Annotated in this window: 13 protein-coding genes and 1 pseudogene; 6 read left to right on the top strand and 8 right to left on the bottom strand. The window is 73.4% G+C overall.

Annotation, left to right across the window (positions count from 1 at the left end; all coding sequences use genetic code 11):
* Positions 1–164 precede the first annotated feature (164 nt).
* The 4 genes from ABZ939_RS31230 to lnt are packed head-to-tail and all read right to left on the bottom strand — an operon-like array spanning position 165 to position 5166.
* Positions 165–2057 carry a GAF domain-containing protein gene (locus ABZ939_RS31230; RefSeq protein ID WP_361862591.1) on the bottom strand — a complete coding sequence of 631 codons (1893 nt, stop codon included), beginning with the start codon at positions 2055–2057 and terminating at the stop codon, positions 165–167.
* Positions 2058–2114: 57 nt separating this feature from the next.
* Positions 2115–2975 carry a 3-hydroxybutyrate dehydrogenase gene (locus ABZ939_RS31225; protein ID WP_361862588.1) on the bottom strand — a complete coding sequence of 287 codons (861 nt, stop codon included), beginning with the start codon at positions 2973–2975 and terminating at the stop codon, positions 2115–2117.
* Positions 2976–3030: 55 nt separating this feature from the next.
* Complete coding sequence (locus ABZ939_RS31220; RefSeq protein ID WP_361862585.1) at positions 3031–3513, bottom strand: NUDIX domain-containing protein; 483 nt, start codon at positions 3511–3513, stop codon at positions 3031–3033.
* A gap of 51 nt (positions 3514–3564) precedes the next feature.
* Entirely contained in the window at positions 3565–5166 is a 1602-nt protein-coding gene (gene lnt / locus ABZ939_RS31215; RefSeq protein ID WP_361862582.1) for an apolipoprotein N-acyltransferase, read from the bottom strand.
* 219 nt (positions 5167–5385) lie between these two features.
* Between lnt and ABZ939_RS31210 the strand changes: the two genes are divergently transcribed.
* Positions 5386–6420 (top strand): O-antigen ligase family protein, encoded by a 1035-nt coding sequence (locus ABZ939_RS31210; protein WP_361862579.1) that lies wholly within the window; start codon positions 5386–5388, stop codon positions 6418–6420.
* Between the two features lie 89 nt (positions 6421–6509).
* Here the strand turns inward: ABZ939_RS31210 and ABZ939_RS31205 are convergent, their stop codons facing one another.
* Positions 6510–7082 (bottom strand): hypothetical protein, encoded by a 573-nt coding sequence (locus ABZ939_RS31205; RefSeq protein ID WP_361862576.1) that lies wholly within the window; start codon positions 7080–7082, stop codon positions 6510–6512.
* A 61-nt stretch (positions 7083–7143) separates the two neighbouring features.
* Positions 7144–7929 carry an aspartate/glutamate racemase family protein gene (locus ABZ939_RS31200; protein ID WP_361862573.1) on the bottom strand — a complete coding sequence of 262 codons (786 nt, stop codon included), beginning with the start codon at positions 7927–7929 and terminating at the stop codon, positions 7144–7146.
* 58 nt (positions 7930–7987) lie between these two features.
* Between ABZ939_RS31200 and ABZ939_RS31195 the strand changes: the two genes are divergently transcribed.
* Positions 7988–9229: a glycosyltransferase gene (locus ABZ939_RS31195; RefSeq protein WP_361862570.1), complete on the top strand. Its 1242-nt coding sequence runs from the start codon at positions 7988–7990 to the stop codon at positions 9227–9229.
* A gap of 1 nt (position 9230) precedes the next feature.
* Here the strand turns inward: ABZ939_RS31195 and ABZ939_RS31190 are convergent.
* Positions 9231–10614: pseudogene (locus ABZ939_RS31190) on the bottom strand (TerD family protein).
* Positions 10615–10861: 247 nt separating this feature from the next.
* On the opposite strand from ABZ939_RS31190, the gene ABZ939_RS31185 reads away from it, so the two are divergent.
* The 4 genes from ABZ939_RS31185 to ABZ939_RS31170 all read left to right on the top strand — a co-directional run bounded on the left by ABZ939_RS31185 (position 10862) and on the right by ABZ939_RS31170 (position 15493).
* Complete coding sequence (locus tag ABZ939_RS31185; RefSeq protein ID WP_361862567.1) at positions 10862–11338, top strand: DUF6643 family protein; 477 nt, start codon at positions 10862–10864, stop codon at positions 11336–11338.
* Positions 11339–11376: 38 nt separating this feature from the next.
* The gene (locus ABZ939_RS31180) at positions 11377–12201 is read left to right on the top strand and encodes an MOSC N-terminal beta barrel domain-containing protein (RefSeq protein ID WP_361862564.1); all 825 of its coding nucleotides are present in this window, start codon (positions 11377–11379) and stop codon (positions 12199–12201) included.
* A 115-nt stretch (positions 12202–12316) separates the two neighbouring features.
* Positions 12317–12925, top strand: coding sequence for a hypothetical protein (locus tag ABZ939_RS31175; protein WP_361862560.1), 609 nt, complete (start codon positions 12317–12319; stop codon positions 12923–12925).
* 153 nt (positions 12926–13078) lie between these two features.
* Positions 13079–15493 carry a right-handed parallel beta-helix repeat-containing protein gene (locus ABZ939_RS31170; protein ID WP_361862557.1) on the top strand — a complete coding sequence of 805 codons (2415 nt, stop codon included), beginning with the start codon at positions 13079–13081 and terminating at the stop codon, positions 15491–15493.
* Here ABZ939_RS31170 and ABZ939_RS31165 read toward each other — a convergent pair.
* A complete protein-coding gene (locus ABZ939_RS31165; protein WP_361862555.1) occupies positions 15463–17925 on the bottom strand; it encodes a hypothetical protein in 2463 nt (820 codons plus the stop codon). The genes ABZ939_RS31170 and ABZ939_RS31165 overlap by 31 nt on opposite strands.
* Between the last annotated feature and the right edge of the window lie 87 nt (positions 17926–18012).

The following is an 18012-nucleotide window of genomic DNA, read 5'->3' as shown; positions in this document are numbered from 1 at the left end:
CCGGCCCCCTTCGCCCACTCGGCGGAGGGGGCCGCTGGGTGTCGGCGACGTCCCCTGGCTGCCCGGCTTGAGGTGCTGCGGGACGCCCATGCCCACGGTGAAGCTCGCGGTCGCTCGGGCAGGGGCACAGCTCGGATCTCACCGACGCGGCACGTCCCCGCCGTTCAGCGGGTGACGGCGGCCGACATCGCGTGCAGGCGCAGGGCCAGCTGGATCTCCAGGGCCCGGGCGGGAGACTGCCAGTCGGGGCCCAGGAGGCGGCCGATCCGCTCGATGCGCTGGGCGACCGTGTTCACGTGGACGTGCAGATCGTCCTTCGTACGGGCTGGGCTCATCCCGCTCGCGAAGTAGGCGTCCATCGTGCGGACCAGATCCGTGCCGCGTCGTTCGTCGTACGCGACGACCTGGCCGATCGTGCGGTCGACGAATCCCTCGATGTCCCGCGCGTCGGCGAGCAGCAGGCCCAGGAAGCCCAGGTCCTCGGCGGCGGCGCCCTCGCCCGAGCGGTGCAGCAGGCGCAGCGCGTCCATGCAGCGCCGGGCCTCCTCATAGGCGGTCACGACGCGGCCGGGTGTGGCGAGGGGCGAGTCGACGGGGGCGGAGGCGCCCACCGTGACGGGCTCGCGCAGCGCGCCGCCGAGGTGCTTGGCGGTCTGCCGGGCCAGCTCTGCCGCGTTCTCCCCCCGGCCGAGCGGCAGCAGGAGCACCGTCCCGCCGTCGCGCGCGGAAGCGAGGCCATGCCGGGTGGCGGCGAGGTGCGAGGCGGCCGACCACAGCCGCTGGCGGTCCGCGCTCTCCCGTACCCCGCTGTCGCTCTCGCCGCCGGAGCCCGCCGCCCGGTCGATGCGGGCGGCGAGCACGACGTGGGGTGCGTCCATGTCCGTACGGAGACGGGCGGCGCGCTCGCGCAGCAGTCGGCGGTCGCGGTCGGGGGCGTCGAGGAGGTCGTCGAGCAGTTCGCCCCGTACCCGCTGTTCCGCCTCGCCGGCCGAGCGGCGGGCGAGCAGCAGCAGGGAGGTCACCAGGGCGGCGCGCTCCAGGGTGCGCTGGTCGACGGGGTCGAGATCGCGCTGGCCGTGCAGGACGAGGGCGCCGAAGGTCTCGCCGCCGGCCGACACGGCCGCCACCCAGCGGTCGCCCTCGCGCAGTGCGTGGCCGTCGGCGAGCCGGGCGGGGTCGAGACCGGTGTCGATGAACTCGACCCTTCCGCCGAGGACCTCGGAGACGGCCGCGGCCACGTCGTGGACCCCGCCGCCGTGCAGCACGAGTTCGGTGAGCCGGTCGTGGACCTCCGAGGCACGCTCGATGACACCGCTGTGCTCGCGGATGATGTCGTTGGCGCGCTCCAGCTCGGCGAGCGCCGAGCGGGTCTCGGCGAGCAGGTTGGCGGTGTCGATGGCGACGGCGGCGTGCGCGGCGAAGGAGCCGAGCAGCGCGACCTGCTCCCGTTCGAAGACCCGGGCGCGCCGGTCCGCCGCGAACAGCACGCCGATCACCTGGCTGCCCAGGGTCAGCGGCACGCCGAGGATGGCGACGAGGCCCTCGTCGCGCACGGCGGAGTCGATGGTGGCGGTGTGCTGGAAGCGGGGGTCGTCGAAGTAGTTCTCGGTGACGTACGGCCGGGCGGTCTGGGCGACGAGCCCGCCGAGACCCTCGCCCATGCCGAGCCGGACCTGCTGGAAGCGCGCAGAGACCGAGCCCTCGGTGACACGCATGTACGTGTCACCCGCGGCGGGGTCGTTGAGGCTGAGGTAGGCGACCTCGGTGCCGAGCAGGGAGCGGGCGCGCTGGACGATGGCGCGCAGCACGGCGTCGAGGTCGCGCAGTCCCGCGAGGTCGTGGGCGGTCTCGAAGAGGGCGGAGAGCTCGGCCTCGCGGCGGCGCCTGCCCTCCAGCTCGGCCCGCACGCGCAGGGCGAGCTGCTTGGCCTGTTCGAGCTCGGCCAGCTCCTCGGGGCCCGCGCCGCTCGCACGGGCGAGCAGCACGGGCCGGTCGAAGCCTTCCGTGGCGGCTCCTCGTGCGAGGAGTTCCAGGTAGGAGACCTGTTCTTGGGACATGGACACAGGGATACCTGTCGTAGGGGTGATCGCACCAGCCCTGTGGAAAACGGCCTGTCAGTGCGCGGTCCAGCCGCCGTCCAGGGTGAGGGAGGTTCCCGTGATGAAGGACGCCTGCGGGGTGCAGAGGTAGAGCACGGCCTCGGCGACCTCCTCCGGTTCGATGAGGCGCTTGAGCGCCGAGTCCTTCAGGAGGACCTCGGTCAGGACGCGGTCGGCCGGGATGGCGTGGGCCGCGGCCTGGTCGGCGATCTGGCGTTCGACCAGCGGCGTACGGACGTAGCCGGGGTTGACGCAGTTGGAGGTGACCCCGTGCGGGGCGCCTTCGAGCGCGGCGGTCTTGGAGAGTCCTTCGAGGCCGTGCTTGGCGGCCACGTAGGCGGACTTGAACGGGGAGGCGCGCAGGCCGTGCACGGAGGAGAGGTTCACGATCCGGCCCCAGCCCTGGGCGTACATGTGCGGCAGGGCGCCTCTGATCAGCCGGAAGGGGGCCTCGAGCATCACGGTGAGGACGGTGTGGAAGACGTCCGGCGGAAACTCCTCGATGGGGCGGACGAGCTGGAGTCCGGCGTTGTTCACGAGGATGTCGGCGCCGGCGGCGGCGGTCTCGGCGGCGTCGAGGTCGGTGAGATCCAGCAGCTGTGGCTCGATCATGCCCGCGAGGCCACCGGCCTCGTCGGCGAGCGCCTCAAGACCCTCGGCCGCCCGGTCGACGGCTCTGACGCGGGCCCCCGCGGCGGCGAGCCGGAGCGCGCAGGCCCGGCCGATGCCGCCGGCGGCGCCGGTGACGAGCGCCGTGCGGCCGGCGAGGTCGAGCAGGACGGAGCCGGGCGCGGGGGTCGGGCTCGCGGCAGGGCCCTGTGCGAGTGGTGCCGATACCTGTGCCGGTGCGGGACCTGATGTGGTGGGGGCGCTCATGCTCCGCACCTTATGAAGCGCCCCACCGCCTACCGATGTGTGCCGAGCCCATACTTCAGCTCTGGGGCATGGGGTCGAACCATGTGGGTTCGTCGGCGAGCGCCTGCTCGATCCGGAAGTGCGAGAACCTCTTCATCTTTGGCAGGTCGTCCACCTCGAACCAGCCGACGTCCGTCGACTCGTCGTCGTTCACGCGGGCCTCGCCGCCGACGGCGCGGCAGCGGAAGGTGACGTCCATGAACTGGCACTGGTCGCCGTTGGGATAGACGACGGGCTTGCGCAGGGTCTGCACGATCACGACCCGCTCGACCTCGCAGCGTACGGCGGTCTCCTCGTACACCTCACGGACGGCGCAGGCGGCGGGCTGCTCGCCAGGCTCGACGATGCCGCCGACGATCGACCACATCCCGTTGTCGGTCCGGCGGCCGAGCAGCACCCGGCCCCGGTCGTCGAAGACGACGGCGCTCACACCGGGCAGGAAGAGCAGCTGGTGGCCGGCGCTGGCCCGGAGTTCGCGGATGAAGTCAGGAGTACCCATGCCTCGACCCTAAGCCCCGTTGGATCAAGAACTCACGGGCAGCCGGAGCCGTCAGGCCCCCGGGCTCCGGCGGGCACGGACGGAGCGCACCGCCGACCAGCCGAGTCCGGCGACCGCGACGCCGACCAGGAGCGCCTCGGGCAGGGTGCCCATGCGCGTCGCGGGCGTGAGCGAGGAGCGCAGCGGCACCTTCTCCACCAGGACGTCAGGGGTGAACATCTTCGTCTCGGCCACGATCTCGCCGTCCGGCCGGATGATCGCGCTGACCCCGCTGGTGACCGGTACGACGACGGAGCGGCTGTGCTCGACCGCGCGCACCCGTGACATGGCGAGCTGCTGGTAGGTCATCTCGCTGCGGCCGAAGGTGGCGTTGTTGCTCGGTACGGAGATCAGCTGGGCGCCGTGGGTGACGGTGTCCCGCACGGCCCAGTCGAACGCCGCCTCGTAGCAGGTCGCCAGGCCGACCTTGGTGCCGGCGAGGTCGAAGACACCGACCTTGTTCCCCGGGCCGAAGTCGCGGCTGACGCGGTCCACGTTGCTGTTGAAGATGCGTACGAAGGACCGCATCGGAATGTACTCGCCGAAGGGCTGGACGTGCCGCTTGTCGTACGTCGTGACGGGGCCCTTCGCCGGGTCCCACTCGATCAGGGTGTTGCGCAGCTTGCCCGTCTCCGGGGCGATGACGGCGCCGATCACGGTCGGCACGCCGATCTTCCGCACGGCACCGTCGATGGCCTCGGCCGCGTCGAGGTTGGCGTACGGGTCGATGTCGGAGGAGTTCTCCGGCCACAGGACGAAGTCGGGCTGGGGTTTCCGCTTCTCCGCGACGTCCTCGGCGAGCTCCTTGGTGCGGGCCACATGGTTGTCGAGGACGGCCCTGCGCTGTGCGTTGAAGTCGAGGCCGAGGCGGGGCACGTTGCCCTGGACGGCGGCGACGGTCGCGGTGCCGTCCTCCGCCGAGTCGTCGACGAGCGGCAGGGCGGCGAGGGCGCCGGTGACCGGGACGAGGACGGTGAGCGCGGCAGCGGCGAGCGGGCCGCGCGGGACGACACCGGTGGCGCGGTAGGCGTTGACCTGGCGGATCACCTCGTACAGTCCGAAACCGCAGAGCGCGACGGCGAAGCCGAGCACCGGGGTGCCTCCGACGGCCGCGAGGGGCAGGAAGACTCCGTCGGCCTGCCCGAAGGCGATCTTGCCCCAGGGGAAGCCGCCGAAGGGGGCACGCGCGCGTGCCGCCTCGGCGAGGATCCACACCGCGGCGGCGAACACCGGCCAGCCGGGGAGCCGGGAGACGACCGCGATGCCGAGACCGGCGGCGGCGATGAACAGGGCCTCGATGGCGGAGAGCGCGATCCACGGGAACCGGCCGACCTCGGATCCGGTCCAGATCAGCAGGGGCAGCAGGAAGCCGAGTCCGGCGAGGTAGCCGAGGCCGAACCCGGCACGCGGGCGCCGGCCGTGCAGGGTCCAGCCGAGCAGGCCGAAGGCGGGCAGCGCGAGCCACCAGAGCGGGCGGGGCGGGAAGCTCAGGAAGAGCAGCACCCCCGACAGCACGGCCGCTCCCGGCCGTACGAGGCGCCGCAGGCCGGACGGACCGGGCTCGGGGGCGGCGGCGGGTCCTGGGGCGTCGACGGGAGTGATCGTGGTGCTCACCTTGCGGAGTCTACGGCGCGTACCCGGGGCCGGAGGAGCCCGGTCGGGGCGACCCGCCCACGAAGCCGCGCACGGGGCCGGGCACGGGCCGAGCATGGCGGGACAGCGTCATCGTCACCGTTCCCTCACCTCTGCTGCAACGTTCCTGCGCTTTTCGCTCCCCAAACTCCCGCCACCCCGTTACGGTGTCGGCCAGACGGAGCGGGGGGTCGAACGGGGATGGCTGCACCTGCGGCTGAGCGGGCCGCCGTGCGTGAGCGTGGGCGGGCACCGGATGTCGCCGGGGTGCTGATTCTCGGTGCCTGCGTGCTGTGGTCGCTCGTCACCGCCACCGGACGGGACGCCCGGCCCGAGGGGATTCTCCTCGCCGTCCTCGCGCTCGCCGCCGGCTACGCCTGCGGCCGTATCACCGGCACCCTGCTCCCCGTCGCCGCCGCGGCGGCCGCGTCCCTCGCCGCGCTCGGCCTCGCCCTGGCCTCCGGACCGGGCGTCCCGGGCGCCACCCCCGCCGGTTCCGTGCCACCCGGTCATACGGGTGCCGCCGCGGCGCTGCTCGTGCTGGCCGCGGGTGCGGCCTGCTGCGCGGCCTCGGCAGCCGGCTCCGTACCGGGCAGGCTCCTGCTGCGGGTACTCGCCCTCGCGGTGGCGGGCGTGGCCCTGGTCCTTGGCTCGGTGGTGGGTTTCGTCGCGGCCCTCGGCGTCCTGCTCTGTTCCCTGGCGGCGGTACGGATGCGGCGGCGGCTGCTCGGACTCGCGGGGCTCGCGCTGGCGACGGGGCTGGTCGTAGGTGCCTCCTGGGCCGTGGCGGAGGAGCGGCTCCCCGAGGGGCTCACGGTCTCCCTGGAGGGCCAGCTGACCCGGCACCGCGTGCTGCTCTGGCAGGACGCGGTCTCCCTGGCCGGGGAGAACCCGCTGCTCGGGGTCGGCCCGGAGCGCTTCGGCGCACTGAGCCCCACCGCCCGGGAGACGCTGTACGCCGACGGCAAGCCGCATTCGGCCCCGCTCCAGCAGGCGGCGGAGCAGGGGGTACCGGGGGTCGTGCTGCTGGGTGCGGCCTACGGCTGGCTGCTGTGCGGACTGTGGGCCTCGCCCCGGCGGACGGTGGTGGTCCTGACGGCGGCGGCCACCCTGACGGCACTCGCGGCGCTCGCGACGGTCGGCAACGCGCTGAGCTTCACCCCGGTGACCGCGGGCGCCGGTCTGCTGGCGGGGCTGGCGACGGCCCGTACCGCCCCGGCGCCCACCGACGACTGACGGCCGGCGACTCGGGACCGGCGACCGGCGACCGGCGACCGGCGACCGGCGATACGACCGGTCCACGCTCCCGTCGTGCGCCATCGTCCTCAGGCGCTGGTCGGACCGGTCGGTGTCGGGGGACGCAGCCGGTCGCGAATGACGCGGACACCGAACTCGGCGTCGTCGACCGTGACCGTGAACGTCCGGCCGTCGTCGAGCCTCAGGATCAGGGCCTCGCCGCGGCGGACGATGACCCCCTTGCCCTTCTCGGGCCGCCAGCGGTAGCCCCAGCCGCCCCATTCGTGGGGGGTGACCTTCGGGACGTAGTCGGCGCCGATCACCTGGGAGAGCAGGATGCGGCAGCGTGGCAGGCCGATGTGGCCGCAGCGGACCTCCATGGCCTGGTTGTCCACCTTGACCTCGACGTGCACGAAGGCGAGCGTTCCGAACAGCACGAGCAGGCCCGCGGCGACACAACCGATCACGGCCATCAGCAGGGCCGCGATACCGGAGGTCCACGGCGATTCGACCGCGATCGTGATGCCCAGCGCCATACAGGCGGCGCCGGCGACCGCCGCCACCCACTGCATCCGGTTGGTGGCGCGGCCGATCCACACCTCGGGCAGCGGCTCGGCGCCCAGGTGGCGGGGATGTCGGGGATGTCGGGGATGGTCCCTCATGCGGGGCAGCCTACTCACGTTCCGCTCATGCGGCGCCCTGTCGACGCCGGACGGCGGTCCGTCAGCGGGCCGGCGCCGCGGCCCGGAGCAGGCGGCCTTCCGCATAGCTCAGGGCGGCAGCCGGCAGATCCGAGGTCCGGCCGCTCAGCAGCACGGTCAGGCCGCCGGTCGGGGCCGCGGTGGGCGCGGGCTCGATGCCGATCCGACGGAGCGCCTGTGCCGCGACTGCCCCCGCGGAGCCGTGGAAAACGACCGGCGGCAGGTCGGCGGACTGCACCGCCGCGCGGATCCGCTCGGCGACCAGTTCGTAGTGGGTGCACCCGAGTACCAGGGCCCGTACGTCGCGCGGGGTGAGGGCGGCGGCGGCCGCCACGGCCCGCTCGACGGCGTCCGCGTCCGCCTGCTCCACCGCGTCGGCGAGTCCGGGGCAGGGCACCTCGGTGACCTCGGCGCCGTCGGCGAAATCGCGGATCAGGCCGCGCTGGTACGGGCTGCCGGTGGTGGCCGGGGTCGCCCAGATGGCGACCTTTCCGCCATTCGAGGCAGCGGGCTTGATCGCGGGGACCGTGCCGATCACCGGGATACGGGGCTCCAGCGCCTCCCGCAGCGCGGGCAGGGCGTGCACCGTGGCGGTGTTGCAGCCGACGATCAGCGCTTCGGGCTCGTGCGCCGCGGCGGCCCGCGCGACGGCCAGGGCGCGCTCGGTGAGGTCCTCGGTCGTCCGAGGGCCCCAGGGCATCCCGTCGGGGTCGGAGGAGAGGACCAGGTCCGCGTCGGGCCGCAGTCGGCGAACCGCGGCCGCTGCCGGGAGCAGGCCGATTCCGGAGTCCATGAGCGCGATCTTCACCCGGTCACCCTAGCCCACCACCCTTGCGTCGCCGCCGATCTGGGGCAGACTGCGGCGAATGAGCGCCATTGCCTGGATCGCCATGGGTTCGCTGGCCGCCTGGGGGTGGCTGTTGCTTGGTCAGGGGTTCTTCTGGCGTACCGATCAACGCCTGCCGGAACAGCCCCGGCCGGCTCCACGCCTACCCGATCGACGCCTACCCGATCGACGCCTGCCGGGCGGGCACGCACGCGTGGAAGCCGCCGGCTGGCCCAGGGTGGCGATCGTCGTACCGGCGCGGGACGAGGCGGAGGTGCTTCCGCTGAGCCTGCCGTCGCTGCTCTCGCAGGACTATCCGGGCGAGGCGGAGATCGTGCTCGTCGACGACGGCAGCGCGGACGGCACCGGGAAGCTCGCCGGTGAGCTGGCCGTGCGGTACGGCGGGCTGCCGCTGACCGTCGCCTCGCCGGGCGAGCCCGAGCCCGGCTGGACGGGGAAGCTGTGGGCGCTGCGCCACGGCATCGGCCTGGCACGCGCGCGTGGCCCGGAGTTCCTGCTCCTGACGGACGCCGACATCGCCCATGAGCCGGACAGTCTGCGCCGCCTCGTGGCCGCGGCCGTCGGTTGCGATCTCGACCTGGTGTCCCAGATGGCCCGGCTCCGGGTGGCGAGCTTCTGGGAGCGGCTGGTCGTGCCCGCGTTCGTGTACTTCTTCTCCCAGCTGTATCCGTTCCGCTGGATCAACCGAAGCCGTCCCCTCGCGACGGCGGCGGCCGGGGGCTGTGTGCTGCTGCGGACGGAGACGGCCGAGCGGGCGCAGGTGCCCGAGTCGATCCGGCAGGCGGTGATCGACGACGTGTCGCTGGCGCGGGCGGTGCGGCGGTCCGGTGGGCGGATCTGGCTGGGGCTCGCCGAGCGGGTGGACTCCGTCCGTCCGTACCCGCACCTCGCCGACCTGTGGCGGATGGTCTCGCGCAGTGCGTACGCCCAGCTGCGGCACAACCCGCTCGTGCTGGCGGGGACGGTCGCCGGGCTCGCCGTCGTCTATCTGGCTCCCCCGGTCGCCGTGGCGGCCGGGCTGTTCGGCGGGGACGCGGTCGCCGGCTGGGCGGGTGGGCTCGCGTGGGCGGTGATGGCGGGGACGTACCTTCCGATGCTCCGCTACTACCGCCAGCCGCTCTGGCTCGCGCCCACGCTCCCCTTCACCGCCCTGCTCTATCTCCTCATGACGGTGGATTCGGCGGTGCAGCACTACCGGGGCCGGGGCGCCGCCTGGAAGGGACGGACCTATGCCCGTCCCGAGGCCGCACCCGACCGGTGAGTCACTTCCGTCCCGGAGTCCAGTCCATGCCCCAGCCGTAGGCCTGGTCGACGGTCCGCTGCGGGCTGACTCCGCGCTGCGGTACGAGATAGCGGGCCTCCCGCCGGACGACCAGGTCGCCGTTCTCCTGGGTGAGGAGGGCGAGCGCGCAGACGGTGGAGGGAACGGTGCAGTCGTCGAGGGAGAAGTCGACGGCCGCGCCGTGCTGCGGCTGGAGGGTGACGGAGGCGTGCAGATCGGCGAAGCTACGGGCGCCTTCGTAGATGGTGACGAAGACGAGGACGCGACGGAGCTTGTCCTTGTGGTCGAGGTTGATGGTGAGGTTCTCGCCGGAAGCGAGGGCTCCGGTGCGGTCGTCGCCGTCGAGCTGGATGTACGGGGCCCGGTGCAGCGAGCCGAAGGCGTTGCCGAGCGACTGGACCACGCCCTTGCGGCCGTCGGTCAGCTCGTACAGGGCGCACAGGTCGAGGTCGAGGTCGGCGTGCTGGGCTACGGCGTTGCCGAGCTTGGCGGCCCAGCCGGTGAACTGCTTGCGCACCTGCCAGTTGAGGTTCACGCGCATGGCGCCGGAGGAGCCGCCCTGCTTGGCGAGGGAGACCGTCGGGGATTCCTTCGTGAGGGTGACTTTCGTGAGCCGCACCGGCTGCGGGGGCGAGGCGGGAGGCGCCGGAGGGGGAGATGCCTGGGCCGGGGTCGCACGGGTGGCCGGGGCCGGCTGTGCTGCGCGTCGCAGCGGTCGCCGTGACCGGCCGTGCCGGGGTCGCACGGGCGGCCGGGGCCGGCTGTGCTCGGGCCGCGGCGGTGGCCGGGGCCGTCGTGGCCGGTGCCGCGGGTCGCTGCGGCTCGTCCACGGTGATGCCGAAGTCCGTGGCCAGACCTGCCAGGCCCGAGCTGTAGCCCTGCCCCACCGCCCGGAACTTCCAGGCGCCCTGGCGCCGGTAGAGCTCCCCGAGGAGGAAGGCCGTCTCGACGGTCGCGTCCGTGCTGTCGTAGCGCGCGAGCTCCGCCCCGCCGGCCGCGTCCGTCACGCGGACGTACAGACCGGGCACCCGGCCGAAGTCACCGCCGTCGGCCGAAGCCGCCAGGACGATCCGTTCGACGGCGGGTTCCACCCGTTCCAGGTCGACCACGAGCGTGTCCGTCACGGCGCCTTCGGGGCCGCCGGGGCGCGCCTTTCCCTCGTGCCGCACCGCCCCCGAGGCATGCGCGGGCTGGTTGTAGAAAACGAAGTCGGCGTCGGAGCGCACTTTCCCCGACACGAGGAGTAGCGCGGAGGCGTCCACGTCCGGCACCCCAGCACCTGAACGCCAGCCCAATTCCACGCGCACGCCGCGCGCCGGCACCGGAACATTGGCCCCTTTAAGCATGGACATGCTCGCCCCCATCACGGCTCCCGGCTATCAAGATTTCTTTACGTCAACCTAATGCCGGGCACATCGACGCGCCCGGGGCGACCCGTGGGTAACCCCTTCTCAGCTCGCCTTTTCAAGATCAGCGGCCCGTCGGCGGCCTTCAGCGCGACCGTTTTTGTCACGTTCGATCGGATTAAGGATCGACGGTCACTCAGAACCCGTCAAACAACCCTCTTATCGGGCTCCCCAACCAGCACATCGTGGGCTTAACTTATGTGCCATGACCTCCCCCCGCTCCACCTACGGAGGCGGTTACTACACCGCGCCGTCGTTCCCCGACACCCCGATCTACGACTCCCTGGTCGCTGAGCGGGGCACGCCTCAGATCGCCCCGATCCGAGTGCCTTCCGCGTACGACACCGGCAACAGCTACCTGCCGGCGTTGCCCGCGGCCCTGCCCGCCCTCCCGGCGGCACCCAGCCAGCCCGCCCCGGCCTACAGCGGCGGGGGTTCGTACGGCTATCCGCAGCAGATGCAGCAGCAGATGGCCCCCGTGCCGCTGCAGCACGCTCCGGCGCCCTACATCCCGCAGCAGCCCGTCGGCCCGCGTGGCTACCCGGGCGTCCAGCCCCAGCAGCCGCAGCGTCCCGTGGCCACGGGGTACGAGGCGATGCGCCCGGCGGCCGCACGGCCCGCCCCGGCGCCCGCGCAGTACCAGGACCCCTACAACCGCCCGTACCAGGGCCAGGGGTACTGACCGACTCCGTGTACGGAGCGGCTGGCAGGATTGACGACATGTCGAATCCTCGTCTGCGCTCCGTCCATGTCCACCCGGTCAAGGCGATGCGTGGGTACGCGCCCGCCGAGGCGGAGGTCCAGCCATGGGGACTGGCAGGGGACCGCCGCTGGACCGTCGTGGACACGTCGGGCAAGGTCGTGACCCAACGCCGTCATCCGCAGATGGCGTTGGCCTCGGCCGAACCGCTGCCGGACGGCGGCATCAGGGTGTCCGCGTCCGGCCGCCCCGCGCTGTCGATCGCGGTGCCGCGACCGTCGTCCACGATCCGGGTGGAGGTCTTCGAGACTCCGGTGGAGGCGGTCCCGGCCGATCCCGCGGCCGACGCGTGGTTCAGCGAGTATCTGGAGACGGAGGTCCGGCTCGTCCACATGGACGAGCCGGCGCACCGGCGTCCGATCAACCCCGAGTACGCGCTGCCGGGCGAGACGGTGAGCTTCGCCGACGGCTATCCGCTCCTGGCCACCACGACCGCCTCCCTCGACGCCCTCAACTCGCTGATCGCCCAGGGCGATCACGCCGACGAGGGCCCGCTGCCCATGAACCGTTTCCGCCCGAACGTGGTCGTCGACGGAACCGCGCCCTGGGCCGAGGACGGCTGGACCCGGCTCGCCATCGGGGAGGTCACCTTCCGGGTCGCGAGGTCCTGCGGCCGCTGTGTCGTGACCACCACCGACCAGACCACCGCCCAGCGCGGCAAGGAGCCGCTGCGTACGCTCGCCCGGCACCGCAAGGACGGCAGCCGGCTGATCTTCGGCCAGAACCTCGTTCCCGAGCACACCGGCACCATCCGGGTGGGCGACGAGGTCAAGATCCTCGACTAGGGAGCGCCGTCGCCCGCCGCGCGCACGCGTCACACTTCCCCGTCCCGACAGGCGGGGAACCCTCCCCCGGGGCAGACTCGTTGAGAGAGCCACGGACTACGAGGGGGTGCGAGGCGTGCGGGCAGCCACCGGAGTCTGGCGCTGGCGGCACAACCCCCTGCGCCGGACCACGGATCTCGTCGAGGCGTGGGTCGCGCTCACGGCCGTGGTCCTGCTCGTGCTCGCCGTGCCGGCGGCCGGCTGGATCTCCGGGGCGCGCACCGACGCCTCCCTCCAGCGCTCGGTCCAGGCCCAGTACCGGCTGCGCCAGCCCACGACGGCCGTGGTCGTCCGGCTCGCCGACACCCCGGCGCCGGGACTCACGAGCCCCGATTCCTCGGGCGAACAGCCGGTCCGCCGCGCCGTCGTGGCGCGCTGGACGGCGCCGGACGGCTCGTCGCGCACGGGCACGGTGGCCGCCCGGCGCGAACTCGCGGAACCGGGCGCCTCCTTCCGGCTCTGGACGGACCGCGACGGACGCCCGGTCGCCGCGCCCATGCGGCCGGAGACCGCGCACGGCCACGCGATCGCCGTCGGGCTGCTCACGGCGGCCCTGGCCGGCGTCTTCGTCGAGGCGGCCAGGCGGCTGGTCGTACGACGACTGGTACACCGGCGGTACGAACGCCTCGACCGCGCGTGGGCCAAGGCCGGCCCCGACTGGGGGCGTACGGGCGCGGGCAGCTAGGGCGTGTCCGGCGAATCAGGGGCGGACAGGCGTCGAGGGGCCCCGGTCAAGAGCCGCCGGGCAGCCCCGATCTCGTCAACCCGGCGTCCTCGCGCGCGCTACGGTGGGGCATCGGATCAGCAGCGACGCATGAGGCGGGGGCAGAGCACACCCATGGCACAGGGCACGGTCCAGGTGACGCACACCGGCACTTCGCGGTGGCGGCGCCGCACGGGTGAGTACGCCTCCCTTGCCGCAGCCCTGGAGGCGGCGGGGGACGGCGACGTCCTCACCGTCGCGCCCGGCACCTACCGGGAGAACCTCGTCATCCAACGGGCCGTCACACTGCGCGGTCCCGAGGGCGGGGTCGGCTCGGTCCGGATCGCCCCGGTGGACGGCGTACCGCTGACCGTGCGGGCCTCCGCGACCGTGCAGGATCTGCACGTGGAGGGGCAGGACACCGCCGCCCCCGCGCTGCTCGTCGAGGACGGCACCCCGGAGCTGCTCGATCTGCGGATCGTGACCCGTTCGGCCGCCGGGCTCGAGGTCCGGGGAGCCGCCCGCCCCACCGTCCGGCGCTGCACCGTCGACAATCCGGCGGGCGTCGGCATCGCCGTACTCGACGGCGCGGGCGGGGTGTTCGAGGAGTGCGAGATCGTCTCGGCCGGGCAGTCCGGGGTCTCCGTGCGCGGCGGCGCCCATCCACGCCTGGAGCGCTGCCGGGTCCATCACGCCTCGGGGGCCGGGATCACGGTCAACGGCGAGGGCAGCGGTCTTGAGGGCATCGGCTGCGAGGTGTACGAGATCAAGGGCACCGGTCTGCAGATCGCGGCCCGCGCGACCGCGCATCTGACCGACTCCTCCGTGCACCGCACCTCGGCCGACGGCATCACGCTCGACACGGACGCGGTCCTCACCCTCTCCGACTGCGACATCCACGACATCCCCGAGAACGCGGTCGACCTGCGCTCGCGCTCCGTGCTGACGCTGACGCGTTCGACCGTGCGCCGGTTCGGTCGCAACGGGCTCTCGGTGTGGGACCCGGGCACCCGGGTGGACGCCAACCAGTGCGAGATCCACGACAGTACGGGCGACTACCCGGCGGTCTGGATCAGCGACGGGGCGACCGCCGTCCTCGACGCGTGCCGGGTGCACAACGTGCCGGACGCGCTGTTCGTCCTGGACCGGGGCTCACGCGCGGACGTCGTGGACAGCGATCTGTCGCAGGTGCGGAACACGGCGGTGTCGGTCAGCGACGGCGCGACCGCACAGCTCGACGACTGCCGGATCAGAGAGGCGTCCACGGGTGCCTGGTTCCGGGACCACGGCAGCGGCGGGACGCTCGGCGGCTGCACCATCGACGCCGTGCAGACGGGCGTGATCGTCACCAAGGGCGCCGACCCTACGATCGAACGGTGCACGGTCACCTCGCCCGCCGAGGCCGGGTTCTACGTCTCCGCCGAGGGGCGCGGCTCGTTCCACGGCTGCCGGGTGACCGGGAGCGGCGGCTACGGCTTCCATGTGATGGACGGCTGCCGCACGACGCTGCGCAAGTGCCGTACGGAGCGCTGCGCGCGCGGCGGGTACGAGTTCCCCGACGAGGGCCCGGTGGTGGAGGAGTGCACGAGCGACGAGAGCGGGGTGCGTACGGCTCCGGCCCCGGAAGCCGGGACCGTACTGACGGCGACGCAGTCGGCGGGGCTGCTGGGCACCGTTCCCGCGCCGCGCTCCCCCGTCGTCCCCGCGGCCGCGGCCGTCCCCGAGCCGGCGCCCGAGGCGCGCTCCTCGCAGGACGTCCTCGGTGAACTGGACGCGCTGGTGGGCCTGGAGAGCGTCAAGCACGAGGTGCGCACGCTCACCAACATGATCGAGGTCGGGCGCAGGCGGCAGGAGGCCGGTCTCAAGGCGGCTTCGGTGCGCCGCCATCTGGTGTTCACGGGCAACCCGGGTACGGGCAAGACGACCGTCGCCCGGCTCTACGGCGAGATCCTCGCCTCGTTGGGTGTCCTGGAACGCGGGCATCTGGTCGAGGTGTCCCGCGTCGACCTGGTGGGCGAGCACATCGGTTCGACGGCGATCCGGACGCAGGAGGCCTTCGACCGGGCGCGCGGTGGCGTGCTGTTCGTCGACGAGGCGTACGCGCTGTCGCCGGAGGACTCCGGCCGGGACTTCGGGCGCGAGGCGATCGACACGCTGGTGAAGCTCATGGAGGACCACCGGGACGCGGTGGTGGTGATCGTCGCCGGTTACACGGCGGAGATGGATCGCTTCCTGACGGTCAACCCCGGTGTGGCGTCCCGTTTCTCACGGACCATCAGCTTCAGTGACTACGTGCCGGACGAGCTGCTGCGGATCGTGGAGCAGCAGGCGGACGAGCACGAGTACCGGCTCGCCCCGGGCACGGACGAGGCGCTGCGGAAGTACTTCACCGAACTCCCGAAGGGGCCGGCGTTCGGCAACGGCCGTACCGCGCGGCAGACGTTCGAGTCGATGGTGGAGCGGCACGCCGGACGGGTCGCCGTGCTCACCGAGGTGAGCACGGACGACCTGACCCTGCTCTACCCGGAGGACCTGCCCGAACTCCCCTGATCCGCCTGCTCGTTCGTGTCGCCTTCGCCGCCGCGCTGGCGGGGCAGGGCGGGCGGCAACCGGTCGAGGAGTACGGACCGCTCGGCGGCGAACACGGGGTCGGCCTGGTAGTCGGAGTGGCCCAGGATCGGTTCCGGCAGCGGGTGCTCGTGGGTGCGGCCGTAGACGAGCGGGTCGAGCAGCGCGGCACGGTCGACGGCCGGCTTGTCGCCCTCGGCAGGCACCCGGACCGGCCCGCCTATCGGGTCGGTGGCGCGGTAGAGGTTGCTCCAGCAGTGGACCGTGCGGTGCAGCGCGCGCAGCGGTCCCGGGCCGAAGTAGGCGGGGAACCAGCGCCCGTAGAGCCGCTCCAGCGGGGAGCCGTAGGTCAGCAGCGCCACCCGTCCGCGGGTCGCCGGCGGCAGCTGCCAGACGGCCGCCGCGGCCAGCACGCTGCCCTGGGAGTGGCCGGAGATGACCAGCCGGCCGCCGGTGTGCCGGGTCCAGGAGCTCATCCGCCAGGTGAGGTCGGGGACGGCACGTTCGGCGTAGCAGGGCGGGGCGAAGGGGTGCGCGGCGCGCGGCCAGAAGGTGCCGACGTCCCAGAGGATGCCGATGGTGCGGCGGGCCGAGGCGTCCTTGTAGGCGCGGCGGCCCCAGGTGACGAAGAGCAGGAACCCGAAGCCGATCATCCAGGAGCCGAGGGACTGGGCCGTGTCGGCGGCGGAGGCGATCGCGGGGTGGGCGCCCTCGAAGGCCCGGCCGGGCACGTTCCCACTGGCCCAGGCCCCGGCGACCGAACCGGCGCCGAGCAGCAGGGTGGCGCCGGAGACGATCCCGACGAAGCCGGGGGCGGCGTCCGTGAGCCGGGCCGTGGCCCGGCCGGCGGCGATCCGTGCGGTACGGAACGGGTCGGGGTCCTCCGCTCCGTACTCGGCCTCGACGACGGGCCCGAGCCGGCGGGCCGCGCGGGCGGTCCGTACGGCGAGGAAGACGACCGGGGCGAGCAGCATCAGGAGCAGGACGGGGATGACGGAGGCCTGCCAGCTCAGCAGCACCGGCGGGGCGATGGCGGAGCCCGCTCCCATGCCGGGGGTGCCGGGCCCGTCCAGCCAGTCGGCGACGCGCTGGGCGACACCGCCGGACATCACTCCGCCCAGCGCGCAGGCGAGCATGGCGACGGCGGGGCCGCCGAGGCCGTACAGGGCGGTGCGCGGCTCGCGGTGGGGATGGTGCAGCAGGAGGGCGACCACGCCGAGGGCGACGACGAGTCCGCCCTGCGTCAGGGTCAGGACGCCGAAGGTGGCGTCGCCGGGCAGGGTGCCGGCGGAGCGCCAGTCGGGGCGGGACCAGCCGGCGTGGAGAGCGGCGAGGGCCAGCAGGACGAGCGAGGCGCCGGGCAGCCAGGAGACCAGGGCCCGTTCGAGCCGCAGGTCGAGACGCTTCTCGCTGCGCCCGCGGCGGCAGACGACCCAGAGGACGACGGCGGCGAGGACGACGAAGGCGCTCTGAAGGGCCCAGCCGAACGCTTCGGGCGGTGCGTCGGACGCCCGCCGGTCGTGGCGGGCGGCGGCACCGGTGAGGGCCGCGGCGACGGTGAGGAAGCCCGCGGCGGTGTGGGCGGCGCGTAGCCGGGCGACGAGGCGGCGGCCGTACCAGAAGCCGGGACGGCCGAGGGCGGGGCGGAGTTCGGCGAAGTCTGCGGAGTCGGCGCTCTCGGTGTCCGCCGCCTCCGCGGGCTCGGTGTCGGCGGTCCCGGATTCCAGGGGCTCGGATTCCACCGGCTCGGTGTCCGCCGGCACCTCGGGCGCGTCGTCGTATCCCGTGGGCGGGCGCTGGGCCTCGTACGCGCTCCATGTCCGGTTGGAGAGGTACCAGAGCAGCCCCACGAGCGCGGCCGGGACCACGGCGGCGAGCGCGAGGCGGCGGCCGGGCTGGGACCACCAGCCGCCTCGCTCGGCCGAGAGGAAGCCGAGCCAGGAGCGGTCCTCCGCGCAGGAGGCCGAGCCGGCGCACTGCCAGGCCGTCAGATCGAGCGCGACCTCGCAGGCGGCGGCGGTGAGCAGCACGGTGAGGGTGAGGGCCACGAGCCGCACCAGCGTCCCGTACAGCCGGACGAGACGGGGGTGTCCCTTGGCCGGCGGGCGCATCCAGTGGGCGAGGTTGGCGACCATGAAGGGCAGGAGCAACAGCCACAGGGCGCGGGCGCCGTTGCCGGAGGTGAGGTTGGACCAGCAGTACGCCTCGGGGACCGGCCGTTCGGCGTAGCGCTCGGGGTGGTCCTCCGCGTCGAGGTCGTCCGTGCGCCGGTGCATGGCGGCGGTGGTGTCGCCGGTGACCCGGACCGTACGGGGATCCCCCAGCATGTCCTGCGGCGTGGCTCCGCCGACACCGTGGACGAGGAGTTCGAGGGCCGCGCCTCCGCTCTTCGGGTCAGGTGTGGCAGGGGACACTTCGGTGTCTCGCTCTCTGGGTGGGAGGATTCGACGACAGGCAACAGGATCGCGGAAGGCCGTGCGCGTGTGCACGGCCTCTCACCG

This window comes from Streptomyces sp. NPDC046712, assembly GCF_040645695.1.
Taxonomy (GTDB): Bacteria; Actinomycetota; Actinomycetes; order Streptomycetales; family Streptomycetaceae; genus Streptomyces.
This window is presented reverse-complemented; position numbering and strand designations above follow the sequence as displayed.

Bases quoted from the DNA above. Each gene is read 5' to 3' on its own strand.
- ABZ939_RS31220 (WP_361862585.1), bottom strand. From the start codon at position 3,513: ATGGGTACTCCTGACTTCATCCGCGAACTCCGGGCCAGCGCCGGCCAC.
- ABZ939_RS31205 (WP_361862576.1), bottom strand. From the start codon at position 7,082: ATGAGGGACCATCCCCGACATCCCCGACATCCCCGCCACCTGGGCGCC.
- ABZ939_RS31210 (WP_361862579.1), top strand. From the start codon at position 5,386: ATGGCTGCACCTGCGGCTGAGCGGGCCGCCGTGCGTGAGCGTGGGCGG.
- ABZ939_RS31170 (WP_361862557.1), top strand. From the start codon at position 13,079: ATGGCACAGGGCACGGTCCAGGTGACGCACACCGGCACTTCGCGGTGG.
- ABZ939_RS31180 (WP_361862564.1), top strand. From the start codon at position 11,377: ATGTCGAATCCTCGTCTGCGCTCCGTCCATGTCCACCCGGTCAAGGCG.
- ABZ939_RS31185 (WP_361862567.1), top strand. From the start codon at position 10,862: ATGACCTCCCCCCGCTCCACCTACGGAGGCGGTTACTACACCGCGCCG.
- ABZ939_RS31230 (WP_361862591.1), bottom strand. From the start codon at position 2,057: ATGTCCCAAGAACAGGTCTCCTACCTGGAACTCCTCGCACGAGGAGCC.
- ABZ939_RS31195 (WP_361862570.1), top strand. From the start codon at position 7,988: ATGAGCGCCATTGCCTGGATCGCCATGGGTTCGCTGGCCGCCTGGGGG.
- ABZ939_RS31225 (WP_361862588.1), bottom strand. From the start codon at position 2,975: ATGAGCGCCCCCACCACATCAGGTCCCGCACCGGCACAGGTATCGGCA.